General features: G+C 67.3%; 19 protein-coding genes. 14 read left to right on the forward strand and 5 right to left on the reverse strand.

Annotated elements, in window-relative coordinates; genetic code table 11:
- Positions 1–39 precede the first annotated feature (39 nt).
- The 3 genes from ACFVJ3_RS01815 to ACFVJ3_RS01825 are packed head-to-tail and all read left to right on the forward strand — an operon-like array spanning position 40 to position 2299.
- Complete coding sequence (locus ACFVJ3_RS01815; RefSeq protein WP_378450421.1) at positions 40–573, forward strand: gluconokinase; 534 nt, start codon at positions 40–42, stop codon at positions 571–573.
- On the forward strand, positions 570–1343 hold the full coding sequence (locus ACFVJ3_RS01820) for an SDR family oxidoreductase (RefSeq protein ID WP_378450422.1): 774 nt from the start codon (positions 570–572) through the stop codon (positions 1341–1343). Before ACFVJ3_RS01815 ends, ACFVJ3_RS01820 begins: the two co-directional genes overlap by 4 nt.
- 26 nt (positions 1344–1369) lie before the next feature.
- A complete protein-coding gene (locus tag ACFVJ3_RS01825; protein ID WP_378450423.1) occupies positions 1370–2299 on the forward strand; it encodes a D-isomer specific 2-hydroxyacid dehydrogenase family protein in 930 nt (309 codons plus the stop codon).
- Here the strand turns inward: ACFVJ3_RS01825 and nac are convergent.
- A complete protein-coding gene (gene nac / locus ACFVJ3_RS01830) occupies positions 2293–3210 on the reverse strand; it encodes a nitrogen assimilation transcriptional regulator NAC (protein WP_378450629.1) in 918 nt (305 codons plus the stop codon). The genes ACFVJ3_RS01825 and nac overlap by 7 nt on opposite strands.
- Before the next feature lie 270 nt (positions 3211–3480).
- On the opposite strand from nac, the gene ACFVJ3_RS01835 reads away from it, so the two are divergent.
- The 9 genes from ACFVJ3_RS01835 (at position 3481) to ACFVJ3_RS01875 (ending at position 12720) form a co-directional block, all read left to right on the forward strand.
- Complete coding sequence (locus ACFVJ3_RS01835; RefSeq protein ID WP_378450424.1) at positions 3481–4299, forward strand: LamB/YcsF family protein; 819 nt, start codon at positions 3481–3483, stop codon at positions 4297–4299.
- Positions 4287–5009: an allophanate hydrolase subunit 1 gene (locus ACFVJ3_RS01840; protein WP_378450425.1), complete on the forward strand. Its 723-nt coding sequence runs from the start codon at positions 4287–4289 to the stop codon at positions 5007–5009. Before ACFVJ3_RS01835 ends, ACFVJ3_RS01840 begins: the two co-directional genes overlap by 13 nt.
- A complete protein-coding gene (locus ACFVJ3_RS01845; protein WP_378450426.1) occupies positions 5002–6045 on the forward strand; it encodes a biotin-dependent carboxyltransferase family protein in 1044 nt (347 codons plus the stop codon). The genes ACFVJ3_RS01840 and ACFVJ3_RS01845 overlap by 8 nt, the downstream gene beginning before the upstream one ends.
- Complete coding sequence (locus tag ACFVJ3_RS01850) at positions 6042–7391, forward strand: MFS transporter (RefSeq protein ID WP_378450427.1); 1350 nt, start codon at positions 6042–6044, stop codon at positions 7389–7391. Before ACFVJ3_RS01845 ends, ACFVJ3_RS01850 begins: the two co-directional genes overlap by 4 nt.
- A 95-nt stretch (positions 7392–7486) precedes the next feature.
- Positions 7487–8242 (forward strand): SDR family oxidoreductase, encoded by a 756-nt coding sequence (locus ACFVJ3_RS01855; RefSeq protein WP_378450428.1) that lies wholly within the window; start codon positions 7487–7489, stop codon positions 8240–8242.
- An 8-nt stretch (positions 8243–8250) separates the two neighbouring features.
- The gene (locus ACFVJ3_RS01860; protein ID WP_378450429.1) at positions 8251–9315 is read left to right on the forward strand and encodes an L-idonate 5-dehydrogenase; all 1065 of its coding nucleotides are present in this window, start codon (positions 8251–8253) and stop codon (positions 9313–9315) included.
- Positions 9316–9454: 139 nt separating this feature from the next.
- Positions 9455–10663 carry an aspartate transaminase gene (locus ACFVJ3_RS01865; protein ID WP_378450430.1) on the forward strand — a complete coding sequence of 403 codons (1209 nt, stop codon included), beginning with the start codon at positions 9455–9457 and terminating at the stop codon, positions 10661–10663.
- 33 nt (positions 10664–10696) lie between these two features.
- Entirely contained in the window at positions 10697–11368 is a 672-nt protein-coding gene (locus ACFVJ3_RS01870; protein WP_378450431.1) for a 4-carboxy-4-hydroxy-2-oxoadipate aldolase/oxaloacetate decarboxylase, read from the forward strand.
- A gap of 56 nt (positions 11369–11424) precedes the next feature.
- Positions 11425–12720 carry a Glu/Leu/Phe/Val dehydrogenase gene (locus tag ACFVJ3_RS01875; RefSeq protein WP_378450432.1) on the forward strand — a complete coding sequence of 432 codons (1296 nt, stop codon included), beginning with the start codon at positions 11425–11427 and terminating at the stop codon, positions 12718–12720.
- 19 nt (positions 12721–12739) lie between these two features.
- Here the strand turns inward: ACFVJ3_RS01875 and ACFVJ3_RS01880 are convergent, their stop codons facing one another.
- A complete protein-coding gene (locus tag ACFVJ3_RS01880) occupies positions 12740–12895 on the reverse strand; it encodes a hypothetical protein (protein WP_378450433.1) in 156 nt (51 codons plus the stop codon).
- 201 nt (positions 12896–13096) lie between these two features.
- Between ACFVJ3_RS01880 and ACFVJ3_RS01885 the strand changes: the two genes are divergently transcribed.
- Positions 13097–14053, forward strand: coding sequence for an AraC family transcriptional regulator (locus tag ACFVJ3_RS01885; RefSeq protein WP_378450434.1), 957 nt, complete (start codon positions 13097–13099; stop codon positions 14051–14053).
- Here the strand turns inward: ACFVJ3_RS01885 and ACFVJ3_RS01890 are convergent, their stop codons facing one another.
- Both ACFVJ3_RS01890 and ACFVJ3_RS01895 read right to left on the reverse strand, forming a co-directional pair.
- On the reverse strand, positions 14054–15157 hold the full coding sequence (locus tag ACFVJ3_RS01890; RefSeq protein WP_378450435.1) for an NAD(P)-dependent alcohol dehydrogenase: 1104 nt from the start codon (positions 15155–15157) through the stop codon (positions 14054–14056). It abuts the gene before it with no gap.
- A 26-nt stretch (positions 15158–15183) separates the two neighbouring features.
- On the reverse strand, positions 15184–16665 hold the full coding sequence (locus ACFVJ3_RS01895; RefSeq protein ID WP_378450436.1) for an aldehyde dehydrogenase family protein: 1482 nt from the start codon (positions 16663–16665) through the stop codon (positions 15184–15186).
- A 158-nt stretch (positions 16666–16823) separates the two neighbouring features.
- On the opposite strand from ACFVJ3_RS01895, the gene ACFVJ3_RS01900 reads away from it, so the two are divergent.
- Positions 16824–17315 carry a MarR family winged helix-turn-helix transcriptional regulator gene (locus tag ACFVJ3_RS01900; protein ID WP_378450437.1) on the forward strand — a complete coding sequence of 164 codons (492 nt, stop codon included), beginning with the start codon at positions 16824–16826 and terminating at the stop codon, positions 17313–17315.
- 13 nt (positions 17316–17328) lie between these two features.
- Here ACFVJ3_RS01900 and ACFVJ3_RS01905 read toward each other — a convergent pair whose 3' ends face one another.
- Positions 17329–18909, reverse strand: coding sequence for an FAD-binding oxidoreductase (locus ACFVJ3_RS01905; RefSeq protein ID WP_378450438.1), 1581 nt, complete (start codon positions 18907–18909; stop codon positions 17329–17331).
- Positions 18910–18927: the final 18 nt, after the last annotated feature.

Consider the following 18927-nt stretch of genomic DNA (forward strand, 5'->3'; position numbering starts at 1 on the left):
CGAACTGCATCTCTCTACACCGGCGGACAGGAACATTTCATGAGTGGCGATCAGCGACCCCACATCGTGGTGATGGGGGTGACCGGCTGCGGGAAGACGACAGTCGCGCAGCAACTTTCCGAACTGACCGGCCACTGGTTCCTCGACGCCGACGACCTGCATCCGCCGTCGAACGTCGAGAAGATGGCCGCCGGTATCCCGCTGACCGACGACGACCGGGCACCGTGGCTCGCAGTCGTCCGTGACCGGCTGCAGGAGCTGTCCGATCAGGGACGCCGTGGTGTGGTGGCGTGCTCGGCGCTGCGGCGGAGCTACCGGAACATCCTCCGCGACGTCTCCGACCCGGTGCTGTTCGTCCACCTCACGGGGGATCGGGACGTGATCCACGGCCGGATGCAGGCGCGGAACGGGCACTTCATGCCGCCTGCCCTGCTCAATTCCCAGTTCGCGCTCCTCGAGCCGTTCGACGCCGACGAGTTCGGAGTGGTCCTGGACGTCGATCCGGCACCCGACGTGATCGCACGGGCCGCCGCCGAATACCTGCACGAAGAACGAAAGGTTGTCACACAGTGAGTTCGCACGGGAGTTTCGATGTCGAGGGCAAGATCGCGCTCGTCACGGGGTCGAGTCGGGGAATCGGCTTCGCACTCGCCAACGGACTCGCCGAGGCGGGTGCGGAGGTCGTGCTCAACGGCCGCGACGCCGACGCCCTCGCCCGCAGCCGCGACGAGATCGTCCGCGCCACCGGTGCGACAGTCCACACCTGCGCCTTCGACGTGACCGCTCCCGCCGAGGTCGCCGCCGCCGCGCAGCGGGTCGAGAACGAGATCGGTCCCGTCGAGATCGTCGTGAACAACACCGGCGTCCAGCACCGCAGCCCACTGCTCGAGTTCGGCGACGACGACTTCCGTCGCGTACTCGACACCAACCTGAGCAGCGCGTTCTTCGTCGGCCGCGAGTTCGCGCGGGCGATGGTCCGGCGGGGGCGCGGGAAGATCGTCAACATCTGTTCGGTCCAGAGTGAACTCGGCCGGGCGGGCATCGCCCCGTACGCCGCGAGCAAGGGTGGGCTGAAGATGCTCACGCGCGGAATGTGCGCCGACTGGGCACCGTTGGGGCTGCAGGCCAATGCCATCGCACCCGGGTACTTCGACACCCAGCTCACCGAGGCGCTCGTGAACGATGCCGACTTCAGTGCGTGGCTGACCAAGCGCACGCCCGCCGGGCGGTGGGGGCGCACGGAGGAACTCGTCGGCGCACTGCTCTTCCTCTCGTCGCCGGCGTCGGACTTCGTCAACGGCCAGATCCTGTACGTCGACGGCGGCCTGACCGCCGTAGTGTGATCCCCACCCGACCGACTCGAAAGACCATGATGCCGAACACCGCAACGCCTCGTATCCACCTCGGACCGAATCCGGACGCCGCCCTCATGAAAGGGATCGAGCGGGGCGGAGGCGTACTCACGCCGCTTGCCGACGCCGAAGCCGTGGTGTGGGCGCAGGGTCCCGACACGTTCCCCGCGCAGTTGCCGGACTCGGTGCGGTGGGTGCAGCTGCCCTCGGCGGGTGTGGAGCCGTGGATTTCCGCCGGGATCGTCGACACCGACCGGACCTGGACGTCCGCGGCCGGCGCCTACGCCGGTAACGTCGCGGAACACGGAGTTCTGCTGCTCCTGGCCGGGGTCCGCGCCCTCACCGAGCAGGTGCGCGCGACCTCGTGGCGCAAGGCCGAGTTCGACCCGCAGGTGGGCACCCTGCGCGGGGCGACGGTCGCCATCGTCGGGTGCGGTGGCATCGGCCGGGCGATGATCCCGCTGCTCGACGCGTTCGGCGTTCGGGTGCTGGCCGTGACCCGTTCGGGAACCCCGGTCCCGGGTGCCGTCGAGACGCTGCCGTCCGATCGGACGTCGGAAATCTGGTCGAGAGCAGACCATTTCGTCATCGCCGCACCGGCGACGGCGGCGACCGCGCAGATCGTCGACGAGGCCGCGCTCGCGCAGATGAAATCGACGGCATGGATCGTGAATGTGGCACGCGGCTCCCTCATCGACACCGCGGGGCTCGTCGACGCGCTGCGCACCGGATCGATCGGCGGCGCCGCCCTCGACGTCACCGATCCCGAACCCCTTCCCGACGGACACCCGCTCTGGACCCTGCCGAACGCGATCATCACGCCGCACGTCGCGAATCCGGCGACCGGTCTGACGCGGCTGCTTGCCGATCACGTCGAGTCCAACGTCGAACGCTTCGCTGCCGGAGCGCCTTTGATGGCGCCGATCGACCCGAGCCGGGGTTACTGAATCCCTCGCTCGGCTTCCGAACTGGTCCTGATGTAGTTGGCGACGACGCTGCGCACCACCTCGCGTACCGCCTCGGCAGGTCCCGAGAGCGGCTGATTGGCGGGTGTTCCGAGGGAGACCTGGACTTCGATCGACGGTTCGATCCGGCGGAGTTCCAGGTTCTCCACATTCATGATGCGGCGTGCCACCGAGAACGGTAATACCGTCGCGCCCAGGCCGTTTCGGACCGCCTGCGCCATCAGCGTCACCGATTCCACTTCGCCGACCACCCGCGCGTGCTCGAAGGCGTGTTCGTAGGCCTGCTCCACCACCTTGCGGATGGTGTGCATCGGGCCCGGCAGCAGCAGCGGCAGGTCGACGAGGTCCTTGATGGCGACGGCGGTCCCGGTGTCCCCGGGCAGACCGGTGCCTGCCGGCGCGACGACCATCAGCTCCTCGGTGAGGAGACGCTCGAAGTTGACGCCCTTGATCGGCCCGGCGTCGTAGAGCAGCGCCATGTCCATGCGGCCTGTCATCATGGCCTCGCTCAGCACGCCGCCGAAGTTCTCGTTGATGTGCAGGAGGATGCTGGGGTACCGCGACCGCACCGCGGTGAGCAGCGGTAACGCGATGGAACTCACGGTGCTGTAGGGCGCGAGCCCGACGGAGACACCGCCCGCCAGTTCTCGACCGACGACGCTCACCTCGGCCTGAGCGCTCTCCACCTGCCGCAGGATCACCTGCGCGTGCCGGTACAGCGCGCGCCCCGCATCGGTGGGTTCCACTCCCTGCTTGCTGCGGATCAGCAGCTGCTGACCGAAGTGGGTCTCCAGCGCCGTCATCTGCTGGCTCAGTGCCGGCTGGGCGATGTGCAAGATGTCGGCCGCCCGCGTGATGCTTCCGGCGTCGACGATGCGGACGAATGAGAACAAGCGTCGGGTATCCACGAGCGATCTGCCTTTCTGACAATGCGGCGACGCACGCACGCCGCGGTTTCGACAAGGTTGCCGGGCGGAAACACCGCTGTAGCCAAATGCGAGGCGCTGTTCTTCCCTTTTTGCATCGCCGCTGTTCAAACACCATAGACGTTCGTTATCGCCTCACGTAAAACAGGTATTAACCGCCCGAACCGGATCCTGCGTAGCGTCCGTTTACATCGAAAGTTCACAGGAACTGCACCAGCGGTTCCACTGCAGGTCCCCATGGGAGGCACCGTGACTGTCAAGATCGATCTCGTCGCCGACCTCGGCGAGAGCTTCGGCGCCTGGACGATGGGCGACGACGACGCGCTGCTCGACGTGCTGACGTCCGCCAACGTCGCGTGCGGATTCCATGCCGGTGACCCCAGGACCATGGACGCCACGGTCCGAGGATGCGTCGCCCGCGGAATCGGCATCGGCGCGCACCCCAGCTTTCCCGACCTCGCAGGGTTCGGCCGGCGCGCGATGGACCTCACCGCAGACGAGGTCCGCACGGACGTTCTGTACCAACTCGGCGCGCTGCACGCCTTCGCGACTTCGCACGGCACGACGCTCTCGCACATCGCACCGCACGGTCGGTTGGGAAATCTCGTCGCGACGCGGGCGGATTACGCACGTGCCGTCGTCGATGCGGTGGAAGCGTTCGACCCGCGGCTGATCGTGCTGGCCCAGGACGGTGAACTCGCCGACCACGCCCGTGACCGCGGGATTCGCGTCGCCATCGTCGCCATCGTCGACCGCGCGTACCGCTCGGACGGCACCCTGGTGCCGCGGTCCGAGGCCGGTGCCGTGATCCACGACCAGGCCACTCTGGTGGCGCGCACGGTGCAGATGGTCACCGAGGGTGTCGTCGAGGCCGTCGACGGCACGCGCATCCCGATCGAGGCCGACACGGTGCTGCTGCACGGTGACGGCGCCGACGCCGTACGCAACGCGCGAGCTATCCGCGACGCGCTCCTGCGGGCGGGTGTTGTCATCGCCCCGGTGACCGAGGTTCTCGCGGCCAAGGAAGAGAAGGAGTCCGCGTCGTGTCCGGCGTGACCTGCATCCGGCCGCACCGGGAGTTCGTCCTCTCGGATTGCGGAGACTCCGCGGTACGTCTCACGTCGTTGTCCTCGGATGCGGAGGAGCGCTGGCGGGTGGTCCACACGGTCGCCGCCGCGCTCGACGCACGCGGCGACGAGGTCGCGGTCACCGGCATCATTCCCACGTACGACGCGTTGCTGGTCGAATTCGATTGTGGTGCAACCACCCACGACGCCATTCGTGCGCACGTCGAACGACTGATCGAGCTCCCCGCGGATGCCGCGGCGCGTGGCCCGCGGCAGTTCGAGATCCCGGTCGTCTACGGGGGAGAATTCGGCCCCGACCTCGACGAGGTGGCGGCACACCTCGAACTCTCACCCGCCGAGGTGATCCGACTGCACGGTGCCGGCCCACTGACCATGCGCTGCTTCGGTTCCCCGGGCGGCGCCCCGATGCTGGACGGTCCCGCGTTCCCGCGGCCCGTCCCCCGCCGCACGATTCCGCGGCCGCACGTACCGGCAGGCGCCGTCGCAGTCGCGGGCAGGCAGGCCGTCGTCTCTGCGCGTCCCGCTCCGGGAGGCTGGCCGGTGATCGGTCGAACACCGCTGACCATCGTCGACCCGGCGACCGACCCACTGTCCGACTTCCGGCCCGGCGACACGTTCCTCTTCGTTCCGATCACCGCGGCCGAGTGGTCGACGTACGAGGGGGTCCGGCATGGCTGAATCGATCACCGTCACGACACCCGGCCTGACCTCGATCCAGGACCTCGGCCGGCTCCGCGCGTCGCGGTTCGGTCAGATGACCGGCGGAGCCTCGGACCAGTACAGCGCCGACGTGGCGAACGCACTGGTCGGGAGCCCGCGTACGGCGCCTCTGCTCGAGCTCGTCGCGATGGACTTCGGCGCCGTCGCGAGCATCGACCTGCTCGTCGCGGTGACCGGAGCGCCGGCGGAGGTGCGGGTCGGGGGTGTCACCCGCCCACAGTGGGAGCCGTTCGTGTGGACCGCGGGCGAAGAACTCACCGTCCGCGGAATCCGCGACGGGCTCAGGGTCTACCTCGCCGTGCACGGAACGATCGACGCGCCCTACCTGCTCGGTAGCTGCGCCCCCGACTCGGTTCTCGGTTTCGGCCGGCAACTGACGGTCGGCGAGTCCGTCGGCATCGACGTCGACGGACCGCCGATCGACCACCCGCACTTCCGGATGCCGCTGTTCCGGCTCGGCGCCCGGCCCGCGGCCTTCACCGGGTGCTGGACCATCGACGTGACCGATGGCCCCGACGTGCACGAATTCGGCGCGACCGCCACCCGATTGTTCGAGACCCCCTTCGTCATCGGCGACAACTCGAACCACATCGGTCTCCGCCTCACGCCGACCGATCCGGGTAGCCCCGTCCCCAGGCGGGACCGGTCGACGGAGGTGCTCTCCCGCGGAGTGCCGATCGGTGCGGTCGAGGTTCCCGCCGGCGACGAGATCCTCGTTCTGCATCGTGGACGAGGGGTGACCGCCGGATACCCGGTGCTCGCGGTCGTGACCGCCACCGCCCTGTCCCAGCTCGGCCAGGCACGCCCCGGCCAGGAGGTCCGGTTCAGGAAGGTGACCGTCCCCGACGCCGTGGACGCCTACCGGACACAACGCCGCTCGATAGGGCTCCTCCGCTCCCGCGTGGCGAACGCGTTCGCCAGTCTTCAGATCCCCCTTCACACAGAAACGACATCCGCCCAGCACAGCTCGGTACCCCAGATGGAGTCAGCATGACCAACGCGATCTCACCCGACACGGCCGGGCACACGGCCGATCACGAGGTGCAACCCCGCCAGCTACGCAAAGTCGTTCTCGCAGGCTGCGTGGGCATCTTCGTCGAGCTCTACGACAACGGCATCTTCGCCTTCATGGCGACCGCCCTGGCCATCGTCTTCTTCGACGTCTCCAAGTCGAGTGACGCGCTGATGCTCGTCTTCGCCGGCTACGCGATCTCGTTCTTCGTGCGACCTCTCGGCGCGGTCGTCTGCGGGATCCTGGGGGACCGGATCGGCAGGCAGAAGATGCTCGTCTTCGTCATCATGCTGATCAGCGTCGCCACCGCGGGGATCGGTGTTCTCCCGACCTACGCCGCGATCGGCATCGCCGCACCCGCGTTGTTGATCCTCCTGCGCATCCTGCAGGGATTCTCCGTGGGCGGTGAGGCGGCGGGAGCCATGACCTTCCTCGCCGAGCACTCACCGGAGGGCAAGCGCGGACTCATCACCAGCTACGCACAGATCGCGTCCTTCCTGGCCCTGCTCACGGGCACGCTGGTCGCGTTCGCGATGTCACCGTGGCTCAACGAGGCCGCCATCAACGGCGGCGGACCGGCCAGCTGGGCCTGGCGTGTGCCGTTCCTCGTCGCGATCCCGATGGGCATCATCGGCTGGTACATCCGCCGGGCCATCAGCGACACCCCGAACTTCGAGAAGCTCAAGGCCGAAGGCGGACTGTCCCGCAACCCGCTGAAGGAAGCGTTCGCGACCCCCGAGCACCGCAAGGCGATGCTGCTCGCGCTGTTCATCCCGCTTATGAACGGCTCCGGATACTACGTGCTTTTCTCCTACATGCCGACGTTCCTCAAGGGTCAGAACATCGGGTTCTCGACCGGCACCGCCCTGCTCGTGACCGCGGCGAGTCTGGTGGCGATCTGCATCGCCATTCCGTTCATGGGTGCTCTCTCGGACCGCGTCGGCCGCAAGAAGGTCATCGCCGGCGCGGCGATCGCCATGGCCATCGGTGCCATCCCCTGTTACGCCCTGATCGCGACCGGCAACTTCGTGCTCGCGGTGCTCGGGGCGTGCATCATGGCGGTGATCTTCGCCGGTCACACGGCCGTCATCCACATCCTCATCGTGGAACTCTTCCCCACCCGGGTCCGGTACTCGGCGTACGGGCTGGGCTACAACATCTCCTCGGCGGTCTTCGGCGGCACGGCGCCCCTGCTCATGACCTGGCTGATTCCTCAGTTCGGAATCTACGTTCCCGCGGTCTACGCCGTCGTCACCGCGGTGGGAACCCTCATCGCCGTCAGCACCATTACCGACCGGGCGCACGTGCCTCTCCGTGACACGCTCTGACGGATCCAGACTCGGCCCGGTGGTCTCCTGACGACTCGAAGACCACCGGGCTGTACCAACTTTCACCACCACCACCAGCAAGGCAAGGGAGCGTTATGCCATTCAACGACTACCGGGCGGCACTCGTCACCGGTGCCAACACCGGAATGGGTGCGGCGGTCACCGAGATCCTGACCAAACGCGGACTGACCGTCTACGGTGTGGCCCGCAACAAGGAACGGCTCGACGAGGTCGCGGACCAGACGGGAATGATCCCGCTCGCCGTCGACATCACCGACATCGACGCTTTGAGCGCCGCCGTCGAGGGGCTCGAGATCGACGTGCTGATCAACAACGCGGGAGTGTCGGCCACCGGCAACATCCTGGATGCCTCCGCGGAGTCGGTCGACGCCATGGTGGACGTCAATCTCCGTGCGGTGCTGCACCTGTGCCGGCTGCTGATGCCGGGAATGGTCGAGCGGGACCTCGGCCACATCGTCAACATCAGCTCCATCGCCGGCCTGTACAACTTCTACGGCCACACCGCCTACCACGCCACGAAGGCCGCGGTGCACCAGATCTCGCGGCAACTGCGCAACGACACCATCGGCAAGCGCATCCGCGTGACCGAGATCTGCCCGGGCAGAGTCGAAACCGAGATCTTCGGACGCAACCTCGGCGGGTCGCCGGAGGCGATGAAGGAAGCGTGGAAGACGTATTACGAGGGCTTCGAATCCATCACGACCAAGGACATCGCCGACACGATCGAATTCGCGATCGACGCCCCGCGCCACGTCAATCTCGGACTGATCGAAATCATGCCCACATTCCAGGTACCGGGTGGACTCGACTTCATCCGGCGCAACGATTGAGGCCCGCGGTGAACACTGCACAGCGCGAGTCCGGCGCTCCGCCTCCGACCGAGACCCTCGGGGTGGTGGCGCACGCCGCGGGTGACCTGCGCATCGAATCGGTGCCGCTGCGCCGGCCCGAATCATCCGAGACGATCGTCGAGATCGCCTACGGCGGGATCTGCGGATCCGACCTGCACTACTGGACGCACGGGGCGGCGGGTGAGTCGATTCTGAAGGCGCCCATGCTGCTGGGCCACGAAGTGGTGGGAACGGTGGTGCAGGGAGCGGCCGACGGGAGCGGTCCCGCAGCGGGTGAACGTGTAGCCGTGCATCCCGCCACCCCCGGCGGTCGCGGCGCCAGGTTCCCCGAGGATCGCCCGAACCTCTCGCCGGGATGCACCTACCTCGGTAGTGCAGCGCAATTCCCCCACACCGAAGGGGCATTCGCGAAGTATGCAGTTCTGCCGTCCCGGATGCTGCGGCCGCTGCCGGCCGACCTTCCGCTGCGCACCGCCGCCGTCGCGGAACCCGCCGCCGTCGCATGGCATGCCGTGGCCCGCGCCGGCGGCGTATCCGGGAAGAGCGCTCTCGTCATCGGGTGTGGGCCCATCGGCGCCCTCGTGGTGGCGGTCCTTCGGCGGGCCGGTGCGCGCGAGATCACCGCAGTCGACGTGCACGAGTATCCCCTCACCGTCGCACGGGCGCTCGGCGCCGACCGGACCCTGGACGCCACCGACGCCGAGAGCATCGCGGCCGTCGACGCCGACATCGTGGTCGAGTGCTCCGGCAACCGCTTCGGGCTCGAGTCGGCCATTCGCGGCGCGACGCGCGGCGGCAGAGTCGTGATGCTCGGGCTGCTCCCGACGGGTCTTCAACCTGCGCCGCTCTCGCTCGTCATCACGCGGGAGCTCGAACTCGTCGGTTCCTTCCGATTCAACGACGAGATCGATTCAGTACTAGCCGCTTTGGCGGACGGCAGCCTGAACGTCGAACCGGTGATCAGTCACGAGTTCGGCATCGAGGACGGCCTCGAGGCCTTCGCCGTCGCGAAGGACGCGTCCACGTCCGCGAAGGTGTTGCTGGCGTTCTGATTCCAGCCATGCCGAACGGCTATCACCCGACAAGTAATCGGTCTTGTACAGGCGCGATGTGCCCCCGATAGCCTGGGTGTGAAGGTACCGCCCGACTTCCCGGCTTCTTTCGATCCCACGCCCTCTACCAGGAGGAACAATGTCCACCTTCGTCCCTGCAGCACGAGTCGACCAGATGCGTGAGTCACCGAGTGTGGCAGCTGCGCAACGGGTTCGCGAGCTCCGGGCGTCGGGGCGGGAGATCCTCGACCTGACGGTCGGAGAGCCCGATTTCGACACGCCGGACCACATCAAGGCGGCTGCCGTCGCGGCGATGGAATCCGGTCTCACCAAGTACACCCCTGTCAACGGCATTCCCGCACTGCGGGACGCGATCGCGAAGCGGATGCTCGACCGGACCGGTGTCGAGTTCGCGGACAACGAGATCACCGTCGGCGGAGGTGCCAAGCAGGTCATCTTCCTGGCGCTGATGGCGACGGTGGAGGAGGGCACCGAGGTGATCGTGCCCGCACCGTACTGGGTGTCCTATCCCGACATGGTGACCGTCCACGGCGGAACACCCGTCGTCGTCGACTGCCCGGAGTCCGACCGGTTCCTGCTCACCGCGGAGAAGCTCGCCGCCGCCATCACTCCCGCGACGAAATGGGTGATCCTCAACGCACCGTCGAATCCGACGGGCGCGGTGTACAGCGGGCAGGAACTGGCGGAACTGGCAGCGGTTCTCGACCGGAACCCGCACGTGAACGTGCTGTGCGACGAGATCTACGACGAGATCGTCTTCACCGACTCACCCGTTCCGAACCTGTTGTCGGCCGCGCCGCACCTCCGCGATCGGATCCTGGTCACCAACGGTGTGTCGAAGGCCTACGCGATGACCGGCTGGCGCCTGGGGTACGGCGTCGGGAACAAGGGGCTGATCGGAGCGATCAACAAGCTGCAGTCGCAGAGTTCCTCCTGCCCTTCGTCGATCAGCCAGGCCGCCGCGGCCGAGGCCCTCACCGGGGATCAGAGTTTCGTCACCACGTCCGTCGCGAGCTATCGCGCCCGGCGGGACGTCAGCTTCGAATTGTTTTCCGGCATAGACGGTCTGGAACCCGTACTGCCGCAGGGCGCGTTCTACCTGTTCGTCGGATGTGCGGGCCTCGTGGGCAAACGGACTCCCGACGGCACGCTGCTCGAGAACGACCAGGACGTGGTGCTCTTCCTTCTCGACCACGCGTCGGTGGCCACCATCCAGGGTTCCGCGTACGGCGCCCAGTCGTACTTCCGCGTCTCGTTCGCCACGTCCGAGGACGTGCTCAGGAACGCGGCCGCCGCGGTCGAGAAGGCCGTCGCGTCGCTCAGCTGATCCCACCCGCCATACACGACATACGGAGACAACATGGTTCACGTCACTACCAAGATCGACCGCGCCGACAAGGCCGCGATCGACCGACTGGGCGCCTACTCGGCCGCCACCATCCACGAGGCGCAGGGCCGCAAGGGCGCACTGGATTCGGGGATCAAGCCCATCGATCGCGACATGTCGTTCTGCGGAACGGCCTTCACCGTCGTGTGCCATCCGCGCGACAACATCATGCTCCAGGTCGCCATCAGCTACGCGCAACCCGGTGACGTGCTCGTCGTGTCCTCCGGCGATCAGCCCGCAGGACAGTTCGGTGACGTGCTGGCCAATGCGTGCGTGGCCCGGGGCATCAGCGCACTGGTCACGGACGGCGGAGTGCGGGACAGCCGGGAGATCCGCGAACTCGGGTTTCCCGTCTTCTCCAAGCACGTGTGCATCGAGGGGACGGTGAAGGAATCCCTCGGTCCCGTCAACCAGCCGTTGGTGTTCGGCGGCCAGATCATCTATCCCGGCGACGTGATCAAGGGTGACTGCGACGGAGTGGTCGTGGTCCGACGCGACGAGGTCCAGTTCGCCATCGACGCTTCCCGTGAGCGCGACGCCGCCGAAGCCGCCTACATCGAGCGGTACAAGAAGGGCGAAACCCCGATCCAGGTCAGCAATCTCGCCCAAGTGCTCGAGGCGAAGGGTCTCACCGTCGACCAGTGAGCCGGCCGCTCCCCGCCGCAGAGGTCCATCAGAGTTCCACGACGAAGGCGTAGGTCATGACTGTTCAAGACTTGGCTCCACCGGTTTCGGCACCGGATCGCGCTGCCCCGGGAGCTTTGGCCCACCGTGCCGCGCTGACGCAATTGCGTGATGCGACGGACATTCTCGGTCTCGACGAGGGCATGTATCGGCTGCTGGCCACTCCCCGGCGATCGCTGACCGTGTCGGTGCCGCTGCGGCGCGAAAATGGAAGCGTCGAAGTCTATTCCGGATACCGTGTCCAGCACAACCTCACGCGCGGGCCGGGCAAGGGCGGGGTGCGGTTCCACCCCGACAGCGACATCGACGAGGTGACGGCGCTCGCGATGTGGATGACCTGGAAATGTGCGCTGCTCGGGCTGCCCTACGGCGGAGCGAAGGGTGGCATCGCGATCGATCCGCGGGGGCTGACGCTGTCGGAGAAGGAACGGCTGACCCGGCGCTACACGCAGGAGATCCTCCCGTTCATCGGCCCCGACAAAGACATTCCCGCGCCCGATGTCAACACGGACGAGTCCACCATGGCCTGGATGATGGACACCTACTCCGTCAATGCGGGCTACTCCGTCCACGGGGCCACGACGGGGAAGCCGCTCACCGTCGGTGGATCGAACGGCCGCGCCGGCGCCACCTCCCGCGGGGTCGTGCTCGCCGCACTCGACGCGATGCGCCACCAGAACATCGACCCCACGGGACGCACTGTCGCGGTGCAGGGGTTCGGCAAGGTCGGTGCCGGTGCCGCGCGGTTCTTCGCCGAGGAGGGCTGCCGCGTGGTGGCGGCGTCCGACATCAGCGGAGGGTGCTACCGGGCAGGCGGACTCGACATCCCGAACCTCGAGGCGTGGGTCGCGGCGGGCGGATCCCTCGCGACCTACCCGGACGCGGACTCCGTCACCAACCGGGAACTCCTCGGCCTCGACGTCGACGTTCTGGTTCCCGCCGCGATGGACGGCGTCCTGACCGCGGACAATGCCGCCGATGTCCGCGCCCGCATGATCGTCGAAGGCGCCAACGGGCCGACATCACCCGAGGCCGACGCCATCCTGCAGAGCAACGGCGTCACCGTGGTCCCGGACATTCTGGCGAACGCCGGCGGGGTGGTCGTGTCGTACCTCGAATGGGTCCAGAACCTGCAGGCGTTCTCGTGGACCGGTGCCGAGGTGGACCGGAAGCTCTGCGTGTTCATGCAGAACGCCTCGCGTAGCGTGTGGGCCCTCGTTGCGGAGAAATCCCTGACGCTGCGTCGCGCTGCCCACGTCATCGGCGTCGGGCAGGTCGCGGAGGCGCACGAGGCGCGGGGCCTGTTTCCCTGACTGCCGTCCCACGGAGCGATTATGCCGTGAACACCTGCTTGGAGGATTCTTCGCGGAGACGATGTTCGTCCTCGCCGGGTGTGTCCGAGCCGCCGATCAGCTCGTCGAGGAGGATGTATCCCCCGTAGCCGAGGCCGGCGACGGCGAGGACGGCGGCGTACAGCCGGTCGAGCATCAGTTTCTCCGTATCGTCTGCGGAAACCCCCGAGCCGGGAAAGTATGCCCCCGGACCGGCTGATCCGGGTACTGCCCGAACGGACGGTTCAAAGACTCTCCTTGACAGACCTCAAGGTAAGGAAACCTTGCAATCATGATGTGACTCTGGTCTCATTGTGGGATGTCCACCTCTGTCGGCAGCCCAGCGTCTGTCTCTCTCGTGAGCCGAGACGTCGAGGAGGCGCGTCACGTGGGCGGGCGGCTCTTCTATCCGCATTCCGTGGAAGTTCTCGGCGACCAGCGGAGCTTCGGCATACACCTCGATGCTGCCGAGTTGGGTCCCGTCACGATGGGCTGGCTGTCCTACGACACCGAGGTCGAGATCGAGACCGGTGAACTCGAGGACTGGTACCAGGTCAACGTGCCGGTGAGTGGCCGGTTGAAGACGAGTTCGGGCGCCGAACGGATCATCGCGACCCCGTCGTGCGCCGCCGTGTATCGCGCGGACCGCGGATCGGTGCTCCAGGGCTGGGGGCAGGAGACCCGACGGATCCTGGGGATGAAGATCGATCGCCGCGCCGTCGAGGAGCAACTCGCACTGCTCCTCGGACGCCCGATCCGCAATCCGATCGCCTTCGACCTCGCGTTGGACATCACCACCGGGCACGGGCAGCAGTGGTGGTCAGTCATGCAGGCACTGTCGGTGCAACTGCGCGACACCGACGCGCTCTTCCGTCACCCGCTACTGCTGGCGCCGCTGACGCAGAGCGTGATCGTGTCGCTGCTGCTGGCATCGCGGCACGACTACAGCGAGCAGTTGGCGGCGACCGTCGCCCCCGCCTGCCCGGCGGCGGTCGAGCACGCCAAGCAGTACGTCGAGGCGCACGCAGCCGAGCCGTTGACCGCCCTCGAGATCGCCGGCGCGGTCGGGGTGAGTCTGCGTGCGCTGCAACACGGGTTCCAGACGTCGTTGCAGACCACCCCGATGCGCTATCTACGGGACCTCCGGCTGCAGAAGGTCCGCGGCGACCTGCTGGCGGCCGACCCCGAGACGGCAGGCGTCGCCGAGATCGCATACCGGTGGGGTTTCAACCACCTGGGCCGCTTCGCCGGGCAGTACCGCGAGATGTTCGGTGAAAGCCCATCTGCGGCACTGCGTTCGACTACTCCCGCCTGATCAGAACCGGAGGACCGGTTTGATCGAGGCGCCGCTGGTCATGTCCGCCACGGCGGTGTTGATGTCGTCGAACGCGTAGTGCGTGATGAGGCGGTCGATCGGCAGCCGGCCCGACTTGACGAGGTCGACGAGCACGGGGATGAGAGTCTGGGTTTCGCTGTCGCCGAGCGTGAGACCCACGATGGTGCGGCCCGGGATCATGGCGTTGACGTCGACCGGCACCTCGGTGCCGAAGGCGGGTGCGCCGACGATGACGGCCGTGCCGCGAGGTGCGAGCGCGTCGATCGCGGTCCGCAGCACCCCGACGTTGCCGGTGGTCTCGACCGCGCCGTCGACGCCGCCGGGAACGATCTTCGCCAGTTCCTCGGCGGTGTCGACCTCGGCAGCGTTGATCACCTGGGTCGCGCCGAGTTCGCGGGCGAGATCGAGCCGCGCCGGGACCCGGTCGACGACGATCACCTTCGACGCCGGGGTCAGAGCCGCAGCCATCACGGCCGACAACCCGACAGCGCCCGCTCCGGTGACGAGTATGGTCTGCCCGGGTCGGGGGTTGAGCACGTTCCACACGGCCCCGACTCCGGTCTGCACACCGCACCCCAGCGGCGCCAGTACGTCGAGTGGGGCGTCCGGGTCGACCTTGACCGCACTGCGTACGTCGACGATGGCGTGCCGGGCGAACGACGACTGCCCGAAGAAGTGCCCACCGATAGCCTCGCCGCCGCGACTGACGGGGCTGGTGCCGTCAGCGCGCCCGCCCCCGATCAGGTTGAGTGGCAACCAGGTTGCGCAGTAGGCCGGATGACCGTCGCGGCAGTTCCCGCACGAGCCGCACGAGCTGAACGACAGGAGGACGTGATCACCGACGTCGACTGTCGTCACGCCGGCGCCGATCTTCTCGACGATCCCGGCTCCCTCGTGCCCGAGCACACCGGGCAGCGGGAACGGCAACGCGCCCGAGGCCACTCCCAGGTCGGTGTGGCACAGGCCCGCTGCGACGAGACGAACAAGGATCTCGTCGGGGCGTGGTTCGTCGAGGTCGACTGTGGACACGGTGAACTTCGCTCCGCCGGTTTCGACGACGGCGGCAGTGGTGCTGGTGATCATGGATGCTCCTGAAAGGTGGGTGCGCACTAAGCGAGGGAGATGACGACGGACTTGACCTTGGAATACGACTCGAGGGCCTCCGGGCCGTATTCGCGGCCGAATCCGGAGTTCTTCACGCCACCGAACGGGACGGCGGGGTCGAGCATCGCCCAGTCGTTGACCCACACGATTCCGGCCTGCAACCGGGCGGCGACGCGGTGGGCGCGGGCGACGTTCGACGTCTGCAGGCCCGAGGCGAGCCCGTATTCGGTGCTGTTGGCCAGCGCGATCGCCTCGTCCTCGGTGTCGAACGGTTGCACCGTCAGCACCGGTCCGAAGATTTCCTCCTGCACCACCCGGGAAGAGTTGTCGAGATCGGCGATGACGGTCGGCTCGTAGAAGAAGCCGCCGTTCAGGTCCAGACGTTCGCCGCCGGCGACGATGCGGCCACCGTCGGCGCGGGCAATCTGCACGTACTCCTCGACCTTCCGCACGTGCTTGTCCCCGGCCATCGGTCCGACGACGGTAGTCGGGTCGAACGGGTCACCCACGGGCACACCGGGAACGGCCTGGCCGAGGATGCCGACCACGGTCTCGTAGAGCGGGCGGGCCACGAGCAGTCGCGGGCCGCCCATGCAGAACTGTCCGGTGTTGAACACGAAGCCCTTGATGATCGCGCCGATCGCCTTGTCCACGTCGGCGTCCTCGAAGACGAGGTGCGCGGCGTTGCCGCCGAGTTCCATGGTTACGGGTGTGAGGTTCTCTCCGGCGACGCTCGCGGCGTGCCGGCCGACAGCAGTCGATCCGGTGAACGCGATCTTGTCGATCCCCTTGTGCTGCAACAGGGCTTCGCCGACGGTCGACCCCTTGCCGGTGACGACGTTGACGACACCCGCGGGAACCCCTGCCTCGGTGAGGATCTCCGCCATCAGCAGGGCGCTCAGCGGGGTGTCCTCCGCGGGCTTGTGGACCACGGTGTTCCCGGCGGCCAGGGCGGGAGCGATCTTCGACGTACTGAGGATGAGCGGGAAGTTGAACGGGGTGATGGCCCCGACGACCCCGAGGGGTTCGCGGCGAGTGTAGGCGTGGGCGTCGAGTGGCGTCTCCCGGTTCGATCCGCCCGCGGTCTGCGCGAGCGCGGCGCAGTACTCGTACTGTTCGGCGGTGGTCACCACGTCGACCGGTCGGCACAGGGAGACGGGCTTGCCGACATCGACGCTCTCGACGGCGACGATCTCGTCGGCCCGTTCGCGGACGAGTGCGGCGACACGGAGCAGGATCCGGGCCCGTTCGCGGCCGGGCAGTCCCGACCATCGGCCGTCGTCGAACGCGGCACGTGCGGCGCGTACGGCGGAGTCGAGATCGTTCGCGTCCGCCTCGGCGACGGTGGTGACGGGATTCCCGGTGGACGGGTCGACGATCTCGAATCGTCCCCCGGCAGCGGCCTCGCGCCACTGCCCGTCGATGAACAACTGGCGCGGCCCGATCTGCGGGCGGGTGATGACGGCGGTGTCGTCGGTGACTGTCATGTCGCTGCCTTCGCTTCGTGTGAGCTGCCGACCGTGTTCGGCAGGGTTCCTGGTGTTTGTCGTTGCGGTCGAACCCGGCTCGGGCGAACTAAGATCGTCAGGAAACCTGAGGTCCGAGTTCGTGGGCCTCGAGCTCGAGGCGCGGGGAGAAGTGGACGATGGCGGCGGACCTTCCGGACGAGATCGACGAGACACCGCTCGACGGGGAGTACGCGCACGACTCCGCGCCGACCCTGCTGTACGCGATCAAGCAGGTCGAGCTGGCGATCCGGTCCCACATGGATGCCCTGCTGCGGCCGATGGCCATCACCGCGTTGCAGTACACGGCGCTGACGGTCCTGCGCCGCCGCGACGGGTTGTCGTCCGCCGAGCTGGCACGAAACTCCTTCGTCACCGCGCAGACGATGGGCGAAATGCTCGCCGCGCTGGAGCGCCGCGGGCTGGTGACCCGGCGCGTCGACCCCGCCAATCGTCGCCGCATGCTCACCAGCCTCACCGCGGAGGCTCTGGACCTTCTCGCCGAGTACGACGCGAGTATCTGCGGTCTGGAGGAACAGATGCTCGCCGACATGAGTGTTCGTCAGCGCGAGGCGTTCCGCGGATACCTCAGCCGCTGCCGGATCGCCCTGGCCGAGACGCACGCGCACTGAGGCGCGTGGGGCGTCAGAGGTTCTGGCCACGGAACCGCTGCGGCCACACACCGGACTTGCCGGGCGCGATGATGCCGTTGGGGTCGAGCGCGTCCTTGATCTTCTCGTGGAACTTCAGCAGCGCACCGTCGCCCCAGTCGAACGTCGCCATCACGTCGTCCATCAGGGCGTTGTGGGTGCGATATTCGCCGTAGCCCGCTTCGGCGGCCTCGCGGACGAGGACCTTCGTCATCTGCAGGATTTCCTCACGAGCGTCGGGAATCGCCGTGTCGTAGATGAACAGGCACACATGGTGCATCTCGCGGAGTCCGACGATGAATTGCGCCGCGTAGTCCTTGGCGTATTCGTCGGCGCGAGCGCGGACCATCTCGAACTGCTTCATCGCCTCGCGCCCGTCCGGCGCCGACACCGGGGAGAATCCGATGTGCCCGCCGTTGGGCACCCAGTCCAGGAGTTGCAGTTCGTCCAGGCTGGGGATGCCGTTGTTGATCTTGTGCCTGTCCTGCAACACATGTCCACCGCGGTCGTCGCGTTCCTCGTGCGTGAAGAAGCGGGCACCGGGAATCTGGCCGAACGCCTCCTTGATCATCCCGTAGTACATCTCGATCAGCGGCGGCGGTCCGTACAGGGTGCCGTAGAAGTTCCAGAATCCGAGGTCCAGATCCTTCTTCATCCGCTCGATCGCTTCGGCCGGCATCGGCCCGTCGCCGTCGAACCATTCGGTGCGCTTCGACACCGCGGCCGCGTCCATGAAGATGTTGCGCAGCACCGGAACATTCTGCAGCGGAGCCATATTGATGCGCAGCGGCAGCATGATGTCGACGATCTGCTCCAGATCCTCCTCCTTGTCGAAGGTGATCAGGAACGACTGCGATGCGGGCGGCCGTTGCATCAGGGCGATCCCCATCTTGGTGACGATCCCGAGATTGGACTGGGTGAACATGCCGTCCGGGAAGGGGCCGAAACCGTAGGGGAACAGTTGCCACGCGTCGCTGCCGGGCAGTGCGCCCATGCCGGTCCGCATCACATCACCCTGCGGCAGAACCACTTCCAGCCCCGTCTGCCACATGAAGTGATCGCCGTACGGGGTGTACCCGACGCCGCGGTCCAGGGTGTTACCGACCACACTGCCCCATCCCAGGTCGGGGCAGTCGAGCATCAGGCCGGAATCGTGACTCTGGAGGTACTCGTACAGGTCGAAGTAGGTGACCCCGGGTTCGAGCAGTGCGTAACCGTACTTCTCGTTGACCTCGAGGATTCGGTTCATCCGTTCGCCGGTCTTGACGATCACCGAACCCGACAGCCTCGGAGCGGCGCCGCCGTAACCGTTGTTCTTTCCGGTCGAGACCGGGGAGAGGGGGATGCCGTACTCGTTGGCGATCCGGACGATGTCCTGGACCTGCTCGGTCGACTCCGGTGAGACGACGGCCGACGGCATGTTGGCCTCGGCAGCGCCGACCGGGTACGGGTCGCGGAACGCTTCGAGTTCGTCTGCGGTCGACAGGACCCACTTGTCACCCACGACGTCGCGGAAGCGCTGGAGCGCCGCGTCGAATCGCTCGTCGGAAACGCCAGGGGGAAGGGTTCGCGCCATTCTTGACTGCTCCTCGTT

The organism is Rhodococcus sp. NPDC127593 (genome assembly GCF_042671975.1).
In the GTDB taxonomy this organism is placed as follows: Bacteria; Actinomycetota; Actinomycetes; order Mycobacteriales; family Mycobacteriaceae; genus Rhodococcus_F.